We start from the raw sequence: 17,674 nt of genomic DNA on the forward strand, positions 1-17,674 counted from the left end.
CTGGTAGGATATGATATCCTATCAGCCTTTTTATCTATCTAGTAAGCAAATTGCTATCCTTGAAACTAAAACATTTTACCGAAAAAGTATAGAAAGAAAATGCCGAATCCATCTAACAGGGTTAGCCACAGCAAAAGAGATAGCGGCGGAGAAAAATGCTGCGTTTTCATTTCGCCAATATAGTGATCGGCCATTAAGATGTTGGAGAAGAGGACGAGTAAGATATTGGGAGTCACCATCAGTAAACTTGGAAAATGCAGTCCTTTTGCAATTAGGTTAACTAACGAGGCAGCAATCAGTACAGTAACCCCATATACGACAGTCTCTAAACTAATCTGGATTAGCCAACGCAGACTGATTTTTTTATAGCCTATCAGGTAGGTGGTTCCAAATAAAAGAATCCAACTACAACTAGCGGATATGATGACCCAGTACGCACCGAGATCAAATGACCAATGTTCAAAGTGTAAACTGAGACTAGCTCCATATAAGGCAGAGCCGCCTATAGCAAGGATAAGGTATCCAATCCATAACAGGTAGGAATAGGGATTCGTGGTGGTGGATGTGGATGTGGTAGTAGTGTTCATGTCATTTCTCCTTTTCTCAGGCGACGTAGGGCGTATCTTATGTATGATCTATCTATTTACTATACGTCATAGAGTCTAGAAAAGTTTCGAAGTTTATTAGATGATTGTCAAAAAAGCCCTCTCCTTGTCAATAGTAGCAAGGAGAGGACTTCATTTTATTTGTTATTCATGTATGGCCGCTTGGCGTTTTACAACCTTGATGGTTTGAATGGTTTCATCCTCAGGACCTTGAACAGGTAAACCTACACGGAGGTTTTCTTTGATGTAATGAATGTTATCTGCTGTAATAACCTCGCCGGGGAATAAAATTGGAATTCCAGGAGGATACACCATGATAAATTCCGTAATAATACGGCCTTCCGCGTGTTCCAGAGGTACAATTTCCGTTTCTGCATAAAAAGCATCACGAGGAGACAGAGAGATAACTGGAATTTCAGGAAGTGAAATTTCAATTAAATCACTTGGCTGTGCATGAGCAAATTCAACAGCTAAATGCTGTAGGGCAGCTACTAGTGTACCGATCGTTTCTTCTGTATCCCCAGCGGTTACAAAGCAAAGAATGTTATAGAGGTCACTCATCTCAACCTCAATATTATATTTTTCGCGCAACCAATTCTCGACTTCCCAACCAGTAATACCGAGACTGCGCACATGAATCAGCAATTTAGTCGGGTCCATTGCGTATTCGGCTGGCATACCGAGTATTTCCTTTCCTACACAACGTAGTCGAGGGATTTTGTTAATCGCATCTCTAGCAGTGTTAGCTAGACGAATGGAGTTTTCGATCATTTGCTTTCCATGTATAGCCAAGTGCTGTCTAGCCATATCTAGAGAAGCCAGTAGAATGTAAGAAGTAGAAGTGGTTGTTAGCATGCTCAGAATGGTTTTCACTCTGTCAACGTCTACAAGCCCTTCTCTTACGTTTAAAATTGAGCTTTGGGTAAGAGAGCCACCCAGCTTGTGAACGCTGGTAGCAGCCATATCTGCGCCTGCCTGCATGGCAGATAATGGCATATCATCATGAAAATGTATATGAACGCCATGAGCTTCGTCTACCAAAACAGGGATGTTATACTCATGGGCTATTTCTACGATTTGTTGTAAATCTCCCGCGATGCCAAAGTAAGTTGGATTGATGACTAATAGAGCAGCCGCATCAGGGTGTACAGTTAGTGCTTTTCGCACCGCTTTTGGCGTAATACCATGAGCAATCCCTAGCTGTTCATCCATGATTGGATGGATAAAGACTGGAATGGCACCAGCGAAAATAATGGCAGCCGTCACAGATTTATGCACATTTCGGGGCAAAATAATTTTGTCTCCAGGATTGCAAGTCGCCATGATCATGGCCATGATCGCACCGCTTGTCCCTTGTACAGAGAAAAAAGTATGATCCGCACCAAAGGCTTCTGCAGCCAAATCCTGTGCCTCCTTGATCATTGCTTTAGGATGGTGCAAGTCATCTAGTGGGGCGATATTGATTAAATCAATCGATAACGCGTTCTCTCCAATGAATTCTCGGAACGTAGGATTCATTCCCGTTCCTTTTTTGTGGCCTGGAATATGAAATTGAATGGGATTCCTCTCTTTATGTGCCACCAATCCGCTAAATAAGGGGGTTTTATCCTGTTTCATTATCGTATCGCCTCACTTTATTTTATAATTGTTTGAAAAACAACAAAATTGAGTATAGCAAATTAAGGGGGGAAAGCAAGTATTTTTTTGCTTAATCCCTGTAGTAGCAGGATTTATCCCTTTATAAGCAGAAAGTTTAAGAATAAAGAAAGGAGGGATTTGGAATGAACACCAGAATTACCTCATTACTTAATATAGTATATCCCATTGTACAAGGAGGATTAGCACATCTGGCGTATGCCGAATTAGCAGCCGCAGTTTCTGAGGCAGGAGGATTAGGGCAGATAACAGCTATGTCACTTCCTTCGCCAGACGCTTTGCGGACTGAGATTCAAAAGGTGCGCTCGTTAACAGCAAAGCCTGTTGGCGTTAACTTTGCTATTGGTCAACATGATCGGCCATTTGAAGAAATGTTGGATGTGGCTATAGAAGAAGGGATTGCCGTTATTAGTATTACGGGAGGAAACCCTGAGCCGTTAATTCGCCGAACGGATGGACATGATATGAAACGCTTGGTGCTCGTGTCAACGGTCAGACAGGCACAAAAAGCGGAAGCCGCTGGGGCTGACGCGGTGATGGCAGTTGGTCAGGAGGGAGGAGGACATTTAGGACGGGATGATATTGGAACGCTAGTACTTGTTCCGCGTGTTGTTGATTCGGTCAGTATTCCTGTACTTGCAAGTGGTGGGATTGGTGATGGGCGTGGATTTTTGGCAGCGCTTGCATTAGGAGCGGAGGGTGTGGAGATGGGGACTAGGTTTATAGCTACAAAGGAGTGTCTCCACGCACATGCTGCCTACAAGCAGGCACTTATTCAGGCTACAGAGCATGATACCACCGTTATTAAACGTTCTTTAGGTACTCCAGCGCGTGTGATAAATACAAAAGGCTCTGCGTATATTTCTGAACTAGAAAAACAAGGCGTAGGATATGAGGGCTTGCAAGAATATATTAGTGGTCGAAACAATCTTCGTTTTATTTACGAGGGGGATGCAGAGCACGGGTTTGGTTGGGCAGGGCAAGTGGTCGGCTTAATCCATGATGTTCCTAGTGTTCAGGAATTGTTCGATCGAATAATGGAGGATGTCAATGCATTTCAAGCAAATATGCAAAAAATATTTCAAGGGAAGCAACAGCGATGTTGTTAATTTTTTATTAAAAAGAAGAACAGGTTCTTTACAATAACATGAAAAAGGACCTGTTCTTTTGCATATAGATAGTAGAAAGCATCTTGAATTCCTAGCAAACGCTTCTATTCATTGCGATTTAACATGTACAAACGAGTAAGGACTTGGAATGTTTCCTCTAGGCGAGCTAGTAGCAAGTCACCATCTCTTAGAATAGGGTCATCCTTATTAATTGTGATCCCACAAAGAATTTCAGCTTTTTTTACCGTCTGTAGGCGCTGAATAAGCTGCAATAGTCCTTCCTCACCTAACTCATTTTGTGAAGTGCTATGCGGTTGCATATGATCCGGTGACCAATGAAAGTGTCCTGGCACAAGGGACATGATTTTTTTCAAATGCTTTTCCATGTTATGCCCGATTTCCTGTTTAAACGGAGACTCATAAATAAGGGCATACCAAACAAACAGATGAGTACCCCACAATCCAATTTGGAAATGAGGATGTTTTTTGTATCCGCGCTTGTCATTTGCCCAAGCTACCCATGTATCCTTAGGTGGATTAACTGTACGCCGCGCATGCTTAGCGACATGATAAAACATTTCATCTCCTAGTGCTAGTCCAAGATGAGGAGCAAAATGTTCTCCCAGAAAGGTTAATTTGGGCCGAATTCGATCTTTAATTCCTTCCATTCTTTCGTCTAATCCTTCAATGGAAAATACCTCAAAATCCTCAGAATGAAAGCCAGAAAAAGTAGTCATATGTAAAACTCCTTTCAATTGAGTGCACGATGTGTTCTACGTATTTTCAAATGCCTCTTTCCTTTCTCACAAAACAAAAAGGGCGTAAGAGCCGTGAAGAAAGCGAATCTCTCTCCATATGATATCATACCACACCGATAAGCAGACTATAGGGGACCTTCCCGAAATGTAACTAGTTTGGTTTCTTGAACGAAAAACGGGGTAAGTAAGAAATAAAACAGCATTCCCATTCGTATCCAATAGAAAGGAAATAAATTCCACCTCTCACTGGTTTTTCTTGAAAAAGACAAAAATACGTGAATGGGAGTGTAACAAAAATAGCTAAACAGTAATAGAATATACAACCCATTCCCAAGGGCTTATTTATAATCTGATTATTCAGTATATTTTTGGGGGATGAAGTGTATGAAAAAAACCTATAACGAGTTAGAGTACAGCAATATCATTGTCTGGTTTGACCGAACTACCTTCCTTTCATTATTGGATACGCTTCATCAAAATGGATTATCTGTCAGAGTTAAAGAAGCAACTCATTCAATTCGAATGGATATTACAGCAGCTAGTGGTGGACATCAGCTCGTTTTAGTTAAAAGCGGAGAACGTTACAAGCTGGAGGAATATCATTATGCTGTTCGGGACATCAGGTTAGCGATGATCTTGTATCAATTTATTGAACAGGCAAAAGGGCATGCAGTGGTCAAAATCATTAACGAGCACCAAATCCTAGTGAAGAACATCAGATACGGTGAAGCTGTACGAATTGTTAAGATTAAAGGAGCTGAGAAAAAAGTGATCTATGAAAAAGCATGTAATGTGACCATGGACCAAGTGATTGCTGCCCTGAAAAGAAGAGATGCCGAAGAAAGAATTCCTGTATTACGTCTAGAGCTTGACTATGAATTAGCAACCCTATACGATGCCATGCAAAACAGAAATAAGGAACAGATGCAACGCTCAAAGGCACAATTACGATTACTGCGTAAGGAAATGTTATTACTGGAAGTATAGCTGAAATCATGATGGAATGGGCAGGGTGAGAATGAACCTTCAAGACACGGCGTTTAGATGAAAAACGGCTTCTTCGTTAGGAAGAGAGGCCGTTTTTCTTGTTATGGAGCATAAAATGTGTAACTTTTTTACTGGAAACCGTTTCAAGCAATTGATCTCTTAATGGCTTGGCGGTAAAATGGGGTAATATGAAGTTGGTCGAGAAAGGAAGTATTTCTATGCAGCAAGTTTTACTGGCGATTCAGTCACCGTATGTTCTTCTGGGATTATGCGGATTTACAGTGCTGAGCCTCGTGTATATTATCGTGTTACATACTAAAATCAATCGTTTACGAAAAAGAATGAATCGCTTCTTTGTTCGAGGCGAGGGGGACAACCTCGAAGAAATGGTAAATCGCTTGCTTGTAGATATGGATGCATGGGAAGGAAAGCTCAGTGATCAGCAATTTGTAGTGAATCGATTGTCCCAAAAAATGGCGACACAAGCGGGGAGTGTTGCGGTGCATCGGTACAATGCCTTTGGAGAAATGGGAAGTGATTTAAGTTTTTCCTTGGCATTTTTGGATGAACAACAAAACGGGGTAGTGATTACCAGTATTTATGGTCGAGAAGAATCACGGACGTATGCGAAGCCGATTGAAAAAGGAACATCTGTTTACCATTTATCAGAAGAAGAGCTGATGGTAATTAAAAAAGCGATGACTTCTTCTGTGTCCGTTCTATAAAATTGTATAAATCTGCGAGATAGTGATAATATAGGAGGTTTTTCCATGAAAACGTCTGTAAACTCTCTAAATCGCTGTTTTCTTTAGAATCCTGTATTTATTAGGCAGGATTTTTATTTTTGTTTTGTGTATAATAAAGAATAGAGAAGTGTATAAAGATAAAAGTAGGTGATCCGCCTTCATTACCCATTTTGAGTTTAAACTCACGGGGCGGCAAGGTCAGGTTCTACAGCGATCTTTTGTGGATACTTAGCTCCCTTTTCCGCATTACCAGTCAACCAACCAGATACACATACGTAGCCGATTGGTATTTAGGAAAAACAATGAATTGGGGAGATTTGTATGGCACAGCGTTTAGCTACAAATTACGCAAACGCCTTTTTTACAATGACAGAGCAGGAATTAAATCAATTTGTTCAACTCTTTGCAAAGGAAAGAGTTCTCTTAATGGAACAGATATTTGAAAATGGGGATCGTGACATCGTCATTGTGGATGGTAGTTCCGAAATACATCTTGCCTTCCAGAGATTTGAAAACCACTTTATTTGCGACAGTTCCTATACAATCAAAGATATCAGTCTTGCCAACGTGATGCGAAAAGCGATGAAAGCCTTCAGGGGTCACGCTGTTGTGCACAGAATTTACGAAAACTTCACGATTATTTATCATTATGACGAAGGTTCAGTGACAAAGATTGAAGAAGTAAATGACACCGAAGAATCCATCATCTTTGAGCAGGACGGCGCAAACTACGCCAAGGAATTGCAACATCTATATGCACAAACGTCTAGTGAACAGGAAATTACCAAGTTGCGCGAAGAGACGGATCGTCTCCTTGATCTTCGTAATTGGGTAGGGATACACAAGCCAGACACGGTTTCCGTAATTGATCAAAAGTTATCTGCTGTTTCACATCGTTTGTTTGTACTAGAAGCATAAAAGTAAATCAAAAAAAGGGCACTGCTGGTGCCCATTTTTTGTATAAAAATGATCGCTGCTATTGCCTTATAGGCTTCGTTCGTTCAGGTTTTTTGATATTTGTTTGAGATTATTTGTGAAAAAATTTGGTATTTCCAGAAATTTATTTTTAAAAAAGTATTGTATTTTTCTCAAAACCATGATAATTTAAATCTCGTTGGAAAAACTAGATAGGAACCAGGATTCACTTCAAAGGGTGGACCAAAGACCCGCCCCCGTTAGTGAATGACGCAGGTCCTAGCGATGTTTCATTATCACACATGCTAGGAAGGGGGAACCGGAAGAATGGAATATTCTACTTTCGGAAGACACGTTGCCATTGACACATGGGGAGTACAATTTGATTTACTAAATGATGCAGATTTCTTGAAAAAACAAATGGTAGAAGCAGCAGAAGCATGCGGTGCGACTGTTCTAAGTGTACAGTCTAAACAATTTGCACCTCAAGGAGCAACTGTATTGGTTCTTTTGTCGGAAAGCCATCTTTCCATCCACACCTACCCAGAGCGCGGATTTGCCGCTTTGGATTGCTACACATGCGGGGAGACAGTGGATCCGCAGGTTGCCATTGATTACATGGTTTCTGTATTAAAACCGGAGAAAGTCTTTGCTAAAAAACTAATTCGTGGTTTAGGTGAATTAGAAGTTGTGGAACCAGAAATGAAGCTTTCCGCAACAACTAACGTATAAGACAACCCATTATCGAACACAAACAAGCAGAGGCGTCTAGCTAGGAGCAGACGTCTCATTTTTTATTTACACAAAAACAGGGTAGACGAACAACGTCACCCTGTTTTTGTCTTCATTACCGGAATGGAGCAGTTACAGTACGTCCAAGATCAGTTACAAGCGTTCCAAAATCTCTACCAACATTACTGAGACTGCCTGTTACTGTGTTTGGTCCACTCATCATATTAGAGTGGGACGAGTATGAGCGATAGCTGTTATCGATGCTTTTTACACGAGGTATCATCTTGGAGTCGGATGTAACATAAACCCGATGATAAGGAGCTGCTTTAACAACAGCATGGTTTACCTCGCGTTCAATGGTCTTGCGGTTTTTATGATCCTTCAATTCAATACCAACAACAGCTTCATTTCCATGGACAACGGTGGTAGCCGATTGAACGCCCTTAACCTTCTTAGCAGATGCTGTAATGCGATCAGCAAGCTCACGGTTATGAACATGATGGGAAGAGGTTAGGGAATGGGACCCATTGTTTGCGTAGCCACGCATACGTGTGTCTGCAGATTGGTAAAAGCCCGTATACGGATAAGTTGCTCTACCGAATCCATTAAAGCCATAGTTATTGACACCATAATTATTAATACCATAACCACCCGTGCCATAACCATTCATGCCGTAACCATTCATGCCGTAACCACTCGTACCATAACCACTCGTACCATAACCATTCATGCCGTAACCACTCGTACCATAACCACTCATGCCGTAACCACTTGTACCATAACCATTCATGCCATAGCCATTGTAGTTACCAGTACCTAACGTTCCATAGCCACTCGTTCTGTAAGATTGGGTTTGAGCACCTTGTTTTGGAGCAGTTCCGCAAGCAGTAACCGCTGTTAACAGTAGAAGACATGAAGCTGTATACAGGATTTTTTTCATGTTTATTGGCCACCTCCATTAGGTAGTGTTAGCAGAAGGCGACCGAATTACTTAGGAAGTACACTCCAAGGAAAGAGCAGGAAAGGCCAGTCCAGGTACATCCCAAAGGGCTTTATCAACAGAAGTTAGATTTTTGGATGAAATTAGTCTAGGACACGAAACTGACAGTAGCAAGGCGGTTTGCAGAACTGGCTTACCATAACAAAACAGAGTAGCTTGTGGACAAAAAAGCTGGTCTGTCTGCAATGGATGGTAATCATCAGGATGCTCTAATGTAGGGATAAACAACACTTCTGGCTGGCTCAGTAACCAAGATCGAAAGCTTACTCGGTTATTTGTTTGTGCTACTAAACCAAGTGCTATCTCCTGTTTTGGTAAGTCAGGGAGTGGATAGGGGTTTTGTTCACCAAGAGAAAACCTAACAAGAGGACTGCCCCTTCGATCAAAACGAAGACTGCCTATACCTGACCGGCGCTTTGGCTCATACCATGCTTTTAATCTGGGAGAAGGAGATTTTTTCTGCTGATACGCTATTTGAAAATCCTGTGATAAAAAACAAGGGAGTAACAAATCCTGTAAGGCGTTAGGACTTAACAAGCAAATCGTTTGCTTTGTTGGGGTAAAAAATGAAATCGGCAAAGGATTAAAGCTAGCAAACCAGAGCGCTTCTGTTTGCATATATTCCCAAGCGACTTTGTCGGGCAGCCTACGAAATTCGTAGGAAAAAGGATTCGTAAATAAAGGCTTTAGGTATAAACGGGTTTCTTGCTCGAAAATTTGGACCTGCCTTGAATCAGCATAGGTACGTTTATGCATAGAGATAGCTGCTGTAAAGCCTTCAGGCGGATCAGGTAATGAATGGTTGCTGATATGCTCTGCTAAGGAGCGGTCAAATATACGGGGAGATCCATAATTTATATTGTGTGAAACCAGGTATCGATGATCGGAATGAAAAAAACGGTAAGAAGCCCAGTTTGCTAAAGGCAGTTCTGGCTGCTGCAATAAAGTTGGGGTAATGGCGTGTAAGGAAATGCTCCCATCTTGCCAAATCAAGCCAAGCTCTCCCTGAAATGATAACTGGTTGTGAACGATAGAGGGAAGAAGGTGCTCTTCTTCCAAATAAAAGCGAAAAGCAGCTAAGCCTTTGGAAGAATCGGCTAAAGTAGCCAGTAGCTTTTCTTGGAAAGCATTGATTACATCAGTAGCAATTTCTTCATGAAAAAGTAGAGAGCTATTCAAATAAAAGCCTCCTTTACAGAATTTTTAAACAAATGTAACGGAAAATCCACTTCATTTACGACCAAAAAACGGTAAGATGAGTAGGTGAAACATGTACTTTTTTATCCTAGCTCAATTAACAGATAGGCAGGAGCTGTTACACAAAATGTAGTGGAATGTGGCTCGGTTACTGTACGATTCGCTCCCCAGCCGCAAATAATGGAAGAAAAAATCTTGCTGATTCGACCATGAATCCAGCCCGTATGCATCTGCTTAAAACCGGTAGGATGACAGCAGTCTCGGACTAATAAAAAATAACAGTCCATTTGTTCGCTGTGATATAGATGCTGATAACCGCTCAATATAAGAGGAGGGACTTTTTCATCCATGTGAAGAAGTGGCGGCGAAGGAATTTCGTCCTCTGATAACAGCGTTGGTAAGGAATAAAGGAAATGGGCCCCTGTTAAGTCCTCTGGCTCGTCCAGATCAACGGCAGATTCCTCTAATATGGAGATAGAGGGGTATAAGGTCCCGATGGAATGAAATGGTTGATAATCCTTATGGCCTTCCAATGAAGCAAGCTGTAATCGTGATGCCGTGTGTAATAATTGTCGTCTATGAGAAGGCTGCTGCAAGTAGAGTCGCAAAAGACCTGCAAAAATTTCGGTATCAACCCAGAAAAGCTGGGGGACATTTAATTGGGATGGGGCTACTCTTTTCTGTTGATCTCTATGATTGATCTGAGTAATGGAGAGCCGATTTGCCAGTTGGGTATACAAATTTGTTATAAGCGAGTTCATAGTAGGGTGCCATTGATCAAAAAAGGTGGCACCATCTTGATATTGCATGAATCTAGCTTGAGGTCTTACTTGAGATGTAGCGTGTAGTGTCACTCGCCAAAATTGCGACTCATAAAAGCAACCGTCACTACGACAGAGCCAATGCTTCTCTTGTTGTATTTTTATTTTAGACTGCAACGTGTTCGGTAATTTTTCTTGGAAAAATCGTTTATGCTCTAAGGCCATTTTACTGATTAGGAAATGCCAATCATAAAATTCACCTAACGTCTCTAAAGTAGTTGGGGGCGGGAGCTGTTTTTCATGTTCGCAAAACCTTTGGAAGATTTTCCATCTATTCTCATGTAAGGCAAGGTTATTACGCGCTTGATGAAAGGCGGCAATTGCAGCGGATTCGGTTAGGTGAAAGATGGTGGCTTGTCCCATCTCTTTTTTTGTTGACCAGAGCGTTACGCGTAAAATACTATGCATGCAGGATTGTTGAAAGTCAGCAAGTCCATTGCTCCAGGAGAAGGTCTGAGACTGACATTCGGTGATGTGAATAGTCAGCAGTAAGCCAAATTGATCAGCAAGCCGTAATAATCTTGAACAAATGGATGATAAGGTAGGCGGTCGGACAAATGGATCGGTGGCATGGGGCATATCAATTCCTCCTTCCGTGCTATAGAGCCATTTCGTTCAGTGTAACATGTGCTGCAGTCAAGATATGGCAAAGCATGACGGAGGAAATAGCGAAAGTTCTCGACAAGAATCGGGTATTTCTCCACATTTTATAGATTGTAAAATAAGCCTATTACCTGTTATTATGGAGTGTATGCAAACACGAGGAGGAACTTATGAAACGCCTTGATATTCGTAATATCGCAATTATTGCCCACGTTGACCACGGGAAAACGACACTGGTTGACAAACTTCTAATTCAGTCCGGTACATTCCGTAGCAACCAACATGTGGCTGAACGTATGATGGATTCCAACGATCTAGAACGTGAACGTGGAATTACAATCCTAGCGAAAACCACATCTGTAAAATATATGGATTACACCATTAACATCCTAGACACGCCTGGACACGCCGATTTCGGTGGAGAAGTAGAGCGTATCATGAGCATGGTAGATGGTGTTTTGTTGATTGTTGATGCTTTTGAAGGTTGCATGCCGCAAACTCGTTTCGTTTTACGTAAAGCATTAGAAGCAAATGTGACGCCAATCGTTGTTGTGAACAAGATCGACCGTGATAACGCTCGCCCACAAGAAGTAATCAATGAAGTCTATGATCTATTTATTGATCTAGATGCTACAGAAGAGCAATTGGACTTCCCAATCGTATATGCTTCTGGTATTAAAGGAATTGCTGGTAAAGAGCCAGATAACTTATCAGAAGACTTAAAACCATTATTTGATACAATTATTGAAGGCATTCCAGCTCCTGAAGCAAATGAAGAGGAGCCGCTACAATTCCAAGTAACGATGCTTGATTATAACGACTTCCTAGGTCGTATTGGTATTGGTCGCGTTTATCGTGGCGTTATCAATCTAAATGACCAAGTATCCGTAGTAAAACGCGACGGCAGCATTAAGAGAATGCGTGTACAGAAGCTATTTGGTTTCCAAGGTCTGAACCGTGTGGAACAAAAAACAGCTCGTGCAGGTGATATTATTGCTGTTGCTGGTTTAGAGGATATTAACGTAGGGGAAACGGTTTGCAACGCTGATAAGCCAGATCCATTGCCATTATTGAAAATTGATGAGCCTACACTGCAAATGACCTTCTTGGTTAACAACAGTCCATTTGCTGGTAAAGAAGGAAAGCACGTTACCTCTCGTAAACTACGCGATCGCTTAATGGCTGAGCTTGAAACAGATGTATCCTTGCGTGTTGAAGAATCTGATTCAGCAGATGCATTCATTGTTTCTGGACGCGGTGAGTTGCACTTGTCTATCTTGGTTGAAAACATGCGTCGTGAAGGCTACGAGCTAGGAGTTTCCAAACCAGAAGTAATCATCCGTGAAATTGATGGTGTGAAAATGGAACCAACTGAGCGCCTTATCATTGATGTTCCAGAAGAACACACGGGTCCTGTAATGGAAACATTGGGAGCTCGTAAAGCTGAAATGGTGAACATGATTAACAATGGTTTTGGACAAGTTCGTTTGGAATTCCTAATTCCTTCTCGCGGATTGATCGGTTATCGTACCGAGTTCATGACCATTACACGTGGTTACGGTATCCTGAATCACTCCTTTGATAGCTATCGCCCGGTTGTACCTGGTATCGTAGGTGGCCGCCGTGCAGGTGTATTGATTTCAAATGATACTGGTACTGCAAGCACATATGGCTTAATGTCAGTAGAAGATCGTGGCGTCATGTTTATCCACCCAGGTACTGATGTATATGAGGGTATGATTGTTGGAGAACATAGCCGTGATAATGACTTGACTGTTAATGTCATCAAGGAAAAGCACGCTACCAACGTTCGTTCTGCTAACAAGGATGAAACAGTTAAAATGAAAACTCCGCGTATCTTATCGTTGGAAGAAGCACTTGAGTACTTAAACGATGACGAACTGTGTGAAGTAACACCTCAATCCGTTCGACTACGTAAAAAATACTTGAATAAGTCAGATCGTGAACGTTATAACAAAACAAGACGCTTTGATTAAAAATTCGTCTTGCTAGCGTACAAATAAATGAGGGAAATCAGCCGTTTTGGAAGCACTCCAAGGCGGCTTTTCTTTTGACTAGGCAAGCAAAGATTGCTACAGTAGACATGTTAGACATAAAGCTCATAGACAAGAAAACCACGAGGTGAAATAGATTGAAAATTGGATGTCATATTAGTGTTGCAAAAGGATTAGAAAAGGCTGCTATGCAAGCCGTTCATCTGGGAGCAGAATCCTTTCAGGTGTTCACGAAGAACCCACGGGGACTTAAACCTAAAAAAATTGACCACAAAGATGCAAACAAAGGCGTAGAAATTATGACCAAGCATGGCATTACGCTGGTGTGCCATACGCCTTATATTACCAATCTCTCAACACCGAAAGAGGATTTACAGGAAGTAACCATTCGCTCCATCGCTGAGGATTTGCACATTGCCGAAGCGTATGGTGCCGTTGGCGCTGTAGTTCATTGCGGTAAGCATGTGGGAGAAGGCGAGGAATACGGTACCAAGCGCATGGTTGAAACCCTTGATTTAATTCTTGAGCAATACAATGGCCCTGTGAAGCTTTTACTGGAAAATACGGCTGGACAAGGCACCGAGCTTGGTTTAACTATTCGGGCATTAGTTGCCATTCGCGAAGCAACTAAATATCCAGAGAAAATTGGATATTGCTTTGATACATGTCATGCTTTTGCTGCAGGACAATGGGATGAAGAATCCTTTGATAAATTATTGGAGGACATGGAGCAGACCGGGTATTTGGATCATCTAGTTTGCATCCATTTTAATGATAGTAAAGTTCCTTATGGTAGTCGAAAAGACAGACACGAAAAGATTGGGAAAGGTGAAATTGGTAGCGATGCATTAGCAAAATTCTTGCGCTCTGAAAAATTGCAGCATTTGCCTGTTGTTCTTGAAACACCAGTCGATGATGAACAGGAATACGCAGAGGAAATGATTTACATTCGTGACCTAAAAGGATAAGAATAAAAGGAGAGGTAGAGAATGGAGTTATTAGAGCTAGCGTCCATTTATGACCCTGCAAATCCCGAGGTATTAACATGGTATGATCATTTTTTTATGTGGGCTGATTTACAACGTTATTGGATCATTTTTGTGTATTTATTACTTGTTTATTATCTGGGGTTTGCGGAAAGGATACGCATGCCTATACTAAAAACGGCTCTATTGATTATCCTACTCTTGCTCGGTTCTGTTATTTTTGCCATCCTAGATACACAACTACCGGTGCGTGGTGGATTATTTGTAGCTATTATTATTCTGACCATTGTCAAATTACGTACGAGTACCAAGCGTACTCGTGATACAGAGGCGAAATCATGAGACTAGCCGATGCTTTGTTTAACTGGCTGCAAATTCGAGTCGTCGTGGATTTTCGAAATAACGATCGTTCTGCAAGCGATACAGAGGCTTTTTTTCAGCAGATTTTGCGTGAGGATCATAAGGTAGATCAACTTCAGGTCCAAATGGAAGAAGCTAGATATCTTGTGACGTATACAATTGATAACGAGCTGCATGAAATGTCTTTTGATCGTGAAGCTGTAGACGCTTTGTTGACTGCAATTGAGAATGAACCTACATATGCAGAGTAAGGGAAGACATTCCTTGCAAGTCTTTTAAAACGCAAAACGATCATGGTAAAGGAATAAGGTTAAAAGCTCTGCCAGCTTAACAGCGGCAGAGCTTTTGTTTGTTGAATGCCTCTCGTCTTGAGTAATACAATCAATCGCGTAATGCATTAATCGTACCTAATACGATATGGGCTAGTCCAAAACCTGCTACACCCCAGGCATAAGGGTTCGTATAACCATTATCGTTATATTTTGTTTTTACGAAGCTAAGTCCAGCAGCAGTTACAATTGTACCAAGCAGGATTGGGACGATTCCCTTTGGCATCGAAATCACCTCCGAGCTTAGTATGACACACTAATTATTCTCCACTCCTGTAAGTTTTGGCTTACTTTGCGCAACCTTTCCTGACCAAGAACCGTCTAGGGAACAGATCATTTGCAAAGGGGCAGGTTTCATGAATAAAAAAGTAATGACTTTATCGGTAGGAGTTGTGTCCGCTGGCGTACTTTTTGCTGTTGTTCCGATGATGGCTAACGCTGACAACGAAATGAAGTTATCTAACACAGCTACCTCAGCTACAAAAACAACGGCTTCCACAGATAAAGAGACGCCTTTATTATCCAGCCATGCAAAAAATATGACGCCAGCAGGCCAAGTAAGGGAAAATTATTTATATAACATAGAGAATCTAGAAAAGGAAAATAAGCTGTTTTTGCAGATGCTCCTACAAGATTATAAGGATCGTCTATATGTTGTTGTAAAAGACCCAAATATGAACTTTGAGAAAAAGCTCAAGGATGTTATTGAAGAGTATGGAGATGAGTGGCAAAGTATTTTCAAAGAAGATTTTGACCATATTTATCTGTCTGTACGGGCGTTAGAGAAAGGGTTTGATTCCTACTCGGAAGAAACAACAAACGGTATAACGACAGTCGCTGGCAAGGTGGAATCAGGTATAACAAGGGTGGTTATCACTTCTGAAAAAGGAAATAAGGTAGAAGTGCTTCAATTCTCTTCAAAGCAGACGTTTCGTGTAAGCATGCCGCAAGCATCTGCAGGGGAATTGCTAACACTACAGGCTTATCAGCAGAATAAATTAGTAGAAAGTGCTAAATTGCGAATTAAAGAAGCACCTGTACGTACCGAAAATGCATTGATTTATTCTCTGGCAAAATATAATTCACAAAAGAACGAGATCTCCTTCCAAGGGAAAGTAAAGAGCTCCGCTGATCAAGTCAAAATTACGTATAACGGAATAACTAAAGAAATCCCGATCAAACAATTCTGGAGCTATGTAGGTTCCTTCTCATGGCTATTGCCAGTAACAGGTGATACAATCCCATCTTCTGCTAGTGTGGAGGTCTTTTCTAAGGGGAGGCTCATTGATCGTCAAACCATTCAGGTCATAAATATCTGGAAGGGTGTTGATGGAGTCTGGGATATGTTTAAACAATGGCAGGGGGATGCCTTTTTCGATAAAAAAGATAAGATGCTTCGTTTAAAGGGGAAATGGGATGAGCTAAGGGAAAAATTAGAGAAATTACCGAAACAGGCCTTAGATTCAATGAAAGTAGTAGTAACCTTCCCGGATGGCAAGAAGCATGAACAAAAAATAGAAGCTATCATTGAACAGGGGAATCGTGATGAGTATGTGTTAAAATTCCCGTTCAAGGGTTCTAATCATCAGATTACAGCAGTACATGTTGCTTTTTATCATGGGGATAACTTGTTGTATGAGCAAGACGTAGAGGTTAAAAACTATGCGAAGGTAAAGTCAACTGATACCCCTCAATATGATAAAGAACAGCAAAAAGAACAAAAAAAGCAAGAGAAAGAGCAAAAAAAGAAAGAAAAGGAGCAGGAAAAACGAAAGAGCTTGAAAGAAAAGTGGGAAAGTCATTGGCGAGACAAATAAAGTAGAGCAAAATGGATAGAAAAAGTCAGGACACGGCTATGTCCTGGCTTTTTGACTTAGTTGAAACATTTATGGACGATAAGATTGTACATACGCAATAATTTCCCTTATGAAATCTCCAATAATAGGAATGGACAAAAATTTTGATAAAAGAGAACCTAAAAACGCTAGAACAATGGCCGTACCAATGGTTAGTCCTAATCCTCTAGCTAAGCCTGCGACAAAATTCGTCCAGATTAAACGTTTCGGGGTCGTATAATTAATAATGATATCAATCAATCGAATTTCTTCCAAAAACAGACCTATTTTGTGCAGAGTAACATTCAATTGGCGAACCTGTTGCAATTCCTCTATTGCCTTTTCTAATTCTTGCACGAGACGATCGGGGGAAGCGGGTGGGGTGCTCATAAATCTCTCCTCCTTATGTTTGTGATAAGAATGGTATCTTTTTAATATGTCATCATTGCTAGAGCACGTAAGCCCATGTACAATAAACAATATGTAATGAAAAGAGGAGGATGATGATATGGCAGAAACAGTAGCACAATCATTATCTGAAGAATTGTTTGAATATCTACAACATGAACGTTATGTAACAGTAGGAAGCATTGATTACGAGACAAAGGCCCCAGTTTTAAGTGCGATATCCTGGGTAGTGGCATTAGATAATCATACGATTCGAATTGCTCTGGATAGTCGTTCTCGGATTCTTACAAATGTAAGTCAGGACCCAAAAGTAGTGCTTAATTTAATTGGCTGTGGTTCTACTTATGCGATTAATGGAATCGCTAAGATTATAGCAGACAAAATGGAAGGCGTGCCGCTAAAATTAGGCATGCTAGAAGTCAAAATTGAAAGCGTACGAGATATTATGTTTTATGGTTCTCGTATCAGTGTAGAGCCACAATATGAAAAGACCTATGATCAAAATGCAGCGGCTAAGCTAGATCAACAGGTAATGACAGCTCTTCGAACATTAGCTATTACTTAGCATAAGCGAAAAGATTCGGCCTCATGCAAGCTTTTAAAAAAACAATA

At 41.1% G+C, this 17,674-nt stretch carries 19 protein-coding genes; 11 read left to right on the forward strand and 8 right to left on the reverse strand.

Annotation, left to right across the window (positions count from 1 at the left end; translation table 11 throughout):
• Positions 1-65 precede the first annotated feature (65 nt).
• Together O0550_RS02985 and O0550_RS02990 are read right to left on the reverse strand one after the other, a co-directional pair.
• Positions 66-587: a hypothetical protein gene (locus O0550_RS02985; RefSeq protein WP_003345523.1), complete on the reverse strand. Its 522-nt coding sequence runs from the start codon at positions 585-587 to the stop codon at positions 66-68.
• Positions 588-749: 162 nt separating this feature from the next.
• Positions 750-2,222: an aminotransferase class I/II-fold pyridoxal phosphate-dependent enzyme gene (locus O0550_RS02990; RefSeq protein ID WP_003345521.1), complete on the reverse strand. Its 1,473-nt coding sequence runs from the start codon at positions 2,220-2,222 to the stop codon at positions 750-752.
• Positions 2,223-2,386: 164 nt separating this feature from the next.
• Here O0550_RS02990 and O0550_RS02995 point away from each other — a divergent pair, with 164 nt between their 5' ends.
• A complete protein-coding gene (locus tag O0550_RS02995; protein ID WP_003345519.1) occupies positions 2,387-3,370 on the forward strand; it encodes an NAD(P)H-dependent flavin oxidoreductase in 984 nt (327 codons plus the stop codon).
• A 104-nt stretch (positions 3,371-3,474) separates the two neighbouring features.
• Here O0550_RS02995 and O0550_RS03000 read toward each other — a convergent pair whose 3' ends face one another.
• A complete protein-coding gene (locus tag O0550_RS03000; RefSeq protein ID WP_003345518.1) occupies positions 3,475-4,107 on the reverse strand; it encodes a YktB family protein in 633 nt (210 codons plus the stop codon).
• A gap of 405 nt (positions 4,108-4,512) precedes the next feature.
• Between O0550_RS03000 and O0550_RS03005 the strand changes: the two genes are divergently transcribed.
• From O0550_RS03005 to speD, 4 genes are all read left to right on the forward strand, one after another.
• Entirely contained in the window at positions 4,513-5,115 is a 603-nt protein-coding gene (locus O0550_RS03005; RefSeq protein WP_003345517.1) for a hypothetical protein, read from the forward strand.
• A gap of 218 nt (positions 5,116-5,333) precedes the next feature.
• Positions 5,334-5,840 carry a DUF4446 family protein gene (locus O0550_RS03010; RefSeq protein WP_022584266.1) on the forward strand — a complete coding sequence of 169 codons (507 nt, stop codon included), beginning with the start codon at positions 5,334-5,336 and terminating at the stop codon, positions 5,838-5,840.
• A gap of 342 nt (positions 5,841-6,182) precedes the next feature.
• On the forward strand, positions 6,183-6,779 hold the full coding sequence (locus O0550_RS03015; protein WP_003336631.1) for a hypothetical protein: 597 nt from the start codon (positions 6,183-6,185) through the stop codon (positions 6,777-6,779).
• Between the two features lie 324 nt (positions 6,780-7,103).
• Positions 7,104-7,508, forward strand: a complete 405-nt coding sequence (speD, locus tag O0550_RS03020; RefSeq protein WP_258425607.1) for an adenosylmethionine decarboxylase — start codon at positions 7,104-7,106, stop codon at positions 7,506-7,508.
• 115 nt (positions 7,509-7,623) lie between these two features.
• Here the strand turns inward: speD and O0550_RS03025 are convergent, their stop codons facing one another.
• The 3 genes from O0550_RS03025 to O0550_RS03035 form a co-directional block, all read right to left on the reverse strand.
• Positions 7,624-8,448 carry a YhcN/YlaJ family sporulation lipoprotein gene (locus O0550_RS03025; RefSeq protein ID WP_258425608.1) on the reverse strand — a complete coding sequence of 275 codons (825 nt, stop codon included), beginning with the start codon at positions 8,446-8,448 and terminating at the stop codon, positions 7,624-7,626.
• A 51-nt stretch (positions 8,449-8,499) separates the two neighbouring features.
• A complete protein-coding gene (locus tag O0550_RS03030; protein ID WP_258425609.1) occupies positions 8,500-9,687 on the reverse strand; it encodes a hypothetical protein in 1,188 nt (395 codons plus the stop codon).
• Between the two features lie 101 nt (positions 9,688-9,788).
• Positions 9,789-11,105, reverse strand: a complete 1,317-nt coding sequence (locus O0550_RS03035) for a hypothetical protein (protein WP_258425610.1) — start codon at positions 11,103-11,105, stop codon at positions 9,789-9,791.
• Positions 11,106-11,299: 194 nt separating this feature from the next.
• Between O0550_RS03035 and typA the strand changes: the two genes are divergently transcribed.
• The 4 genes from typA to O0550_RS03055 all read left to right on the forward strand — a co-directional run bounded on the left by typA (position 11,300) and on the right by O0550_RS03055 (position 14,741).
• A complete protein-coding gene (gene typA / locus O0550_RS03040; RefSeq protein WP_003345512.1) occupies positions 11,300-13,126 on the forward strand; it encodes a translational GTPase TypA in 1,827 nt (608 codons plus the stop codon).
• A gap of 155 nt (positions 13,127-13,281) precedes the next feature.
• Entirely contained in the window at positions 13,282-14,112 is an 831-nt protein-coding gene (locus O0550_RS03045; RefSeq protein WP_096885971.1) for a deoxyribonuclease IV, read from the forward strand.
• Between the two features lie 21 nt (positions 14,113-14,133).
• The gene (locus O0550_RS03050) at positions 14,134-14,472 is read left to right on the forward strand and encodes a YlaH-like family protein (RefSeq protein ID WP_003336638.1); all 339 of its coding nucleotides are present in this window, start codon (positions 14,134-14,136) and stop codon (positions 14,470-14,472) included.
• Positions 14,469-14,741 carry a hypothetical protein gene (locus O0550_RS03055; RefSeq protein ID WP_003336639.1) on the forward strand — a complete coding sequence of 91 codons (273 nt, stop codon included), beginning with the start codon at positions 14,469-14,471 and terminating at the stop codon, positions 14,739-14,741. Before O0550_RS03050 ends, O0550_RS03055 begins: the two co-directional genes overlap by 4 nt.
• A 130-nt stretch (positions 14,742-14,871) precedes the next feature.
• On the opposite strand, the gene O0550_RS03060 is transcribed toward O0550_RS03055, so the two are convergent.
• On the reverse strand, positions 14,872-15,045 hold the full coding sequence (locus tag O0550_RS03060) for a hypothetical protein (protein WP_003336640.1): 174 nt from the start codon (positions 15,043-15,045) through the stop codon (positions 14,872-14,874).
• 130 nt (positions 15,046-15,175) lie between these two features.
• Here O0550_RS03060 and O0550_RS03065 point away from each other — a divergent pair, with 130 nt between their 5' ends.
• Positions 15,176-16,636 (forward strand): hypothetical protein, encoded by a 1,461-nt coding sequence (locus O0550_RS03065; protein ID WP_258425611.1) that lies wholly within the window; start codon positions 15,176-15,178, stop codon positions 16,634-16,636.
• A 69-nt stretch (positions 16,637-16,705) separates the two neighbouring features.
• Here the strand turns inward: O0550_RS03065 and O0550_RS03070 are convergent, their stop codons facing one another.
• Positions 16,706-17,044, reverse strand: coding sequence for a DUF5665 domain-containing protein (locus tag O0550_RS03070; protein WP_003345509.1), 339 nt, complete (start codon positions 17,042-17,044; stop codon positions 16,706-16,708).
• Between the two features lie 118 nt (positions 17,045-17,162).
• On the opposite strand from O0550_RS03070, the gene O0550_RS03075 reads away from it, so the two are divergent.
• Positions 17,163-17,627: a pyridoxamine 5'-phosphate oxidase family protein gene (locus O0550_RS03075; RefSeq protein WP_003336643.1), complete on the forward strand. Its 465-nt coding sequence runs from the start codon at positions 17,163-17,165 to the stop codon at positions 17,625-17,627.
• Positions 17,628-17,674: the final 47 nt, after the last annotated feature.

It is taken from the genome of Brevibacillus halotolerans, assembly GCF_026891775.1.
Lineage (GTDB): Bacteria > Bacillota > Bacilli > Brevibacillales > Brevibacillaceae > Brevibacillus_B > Brevibacillus_B halotolerans.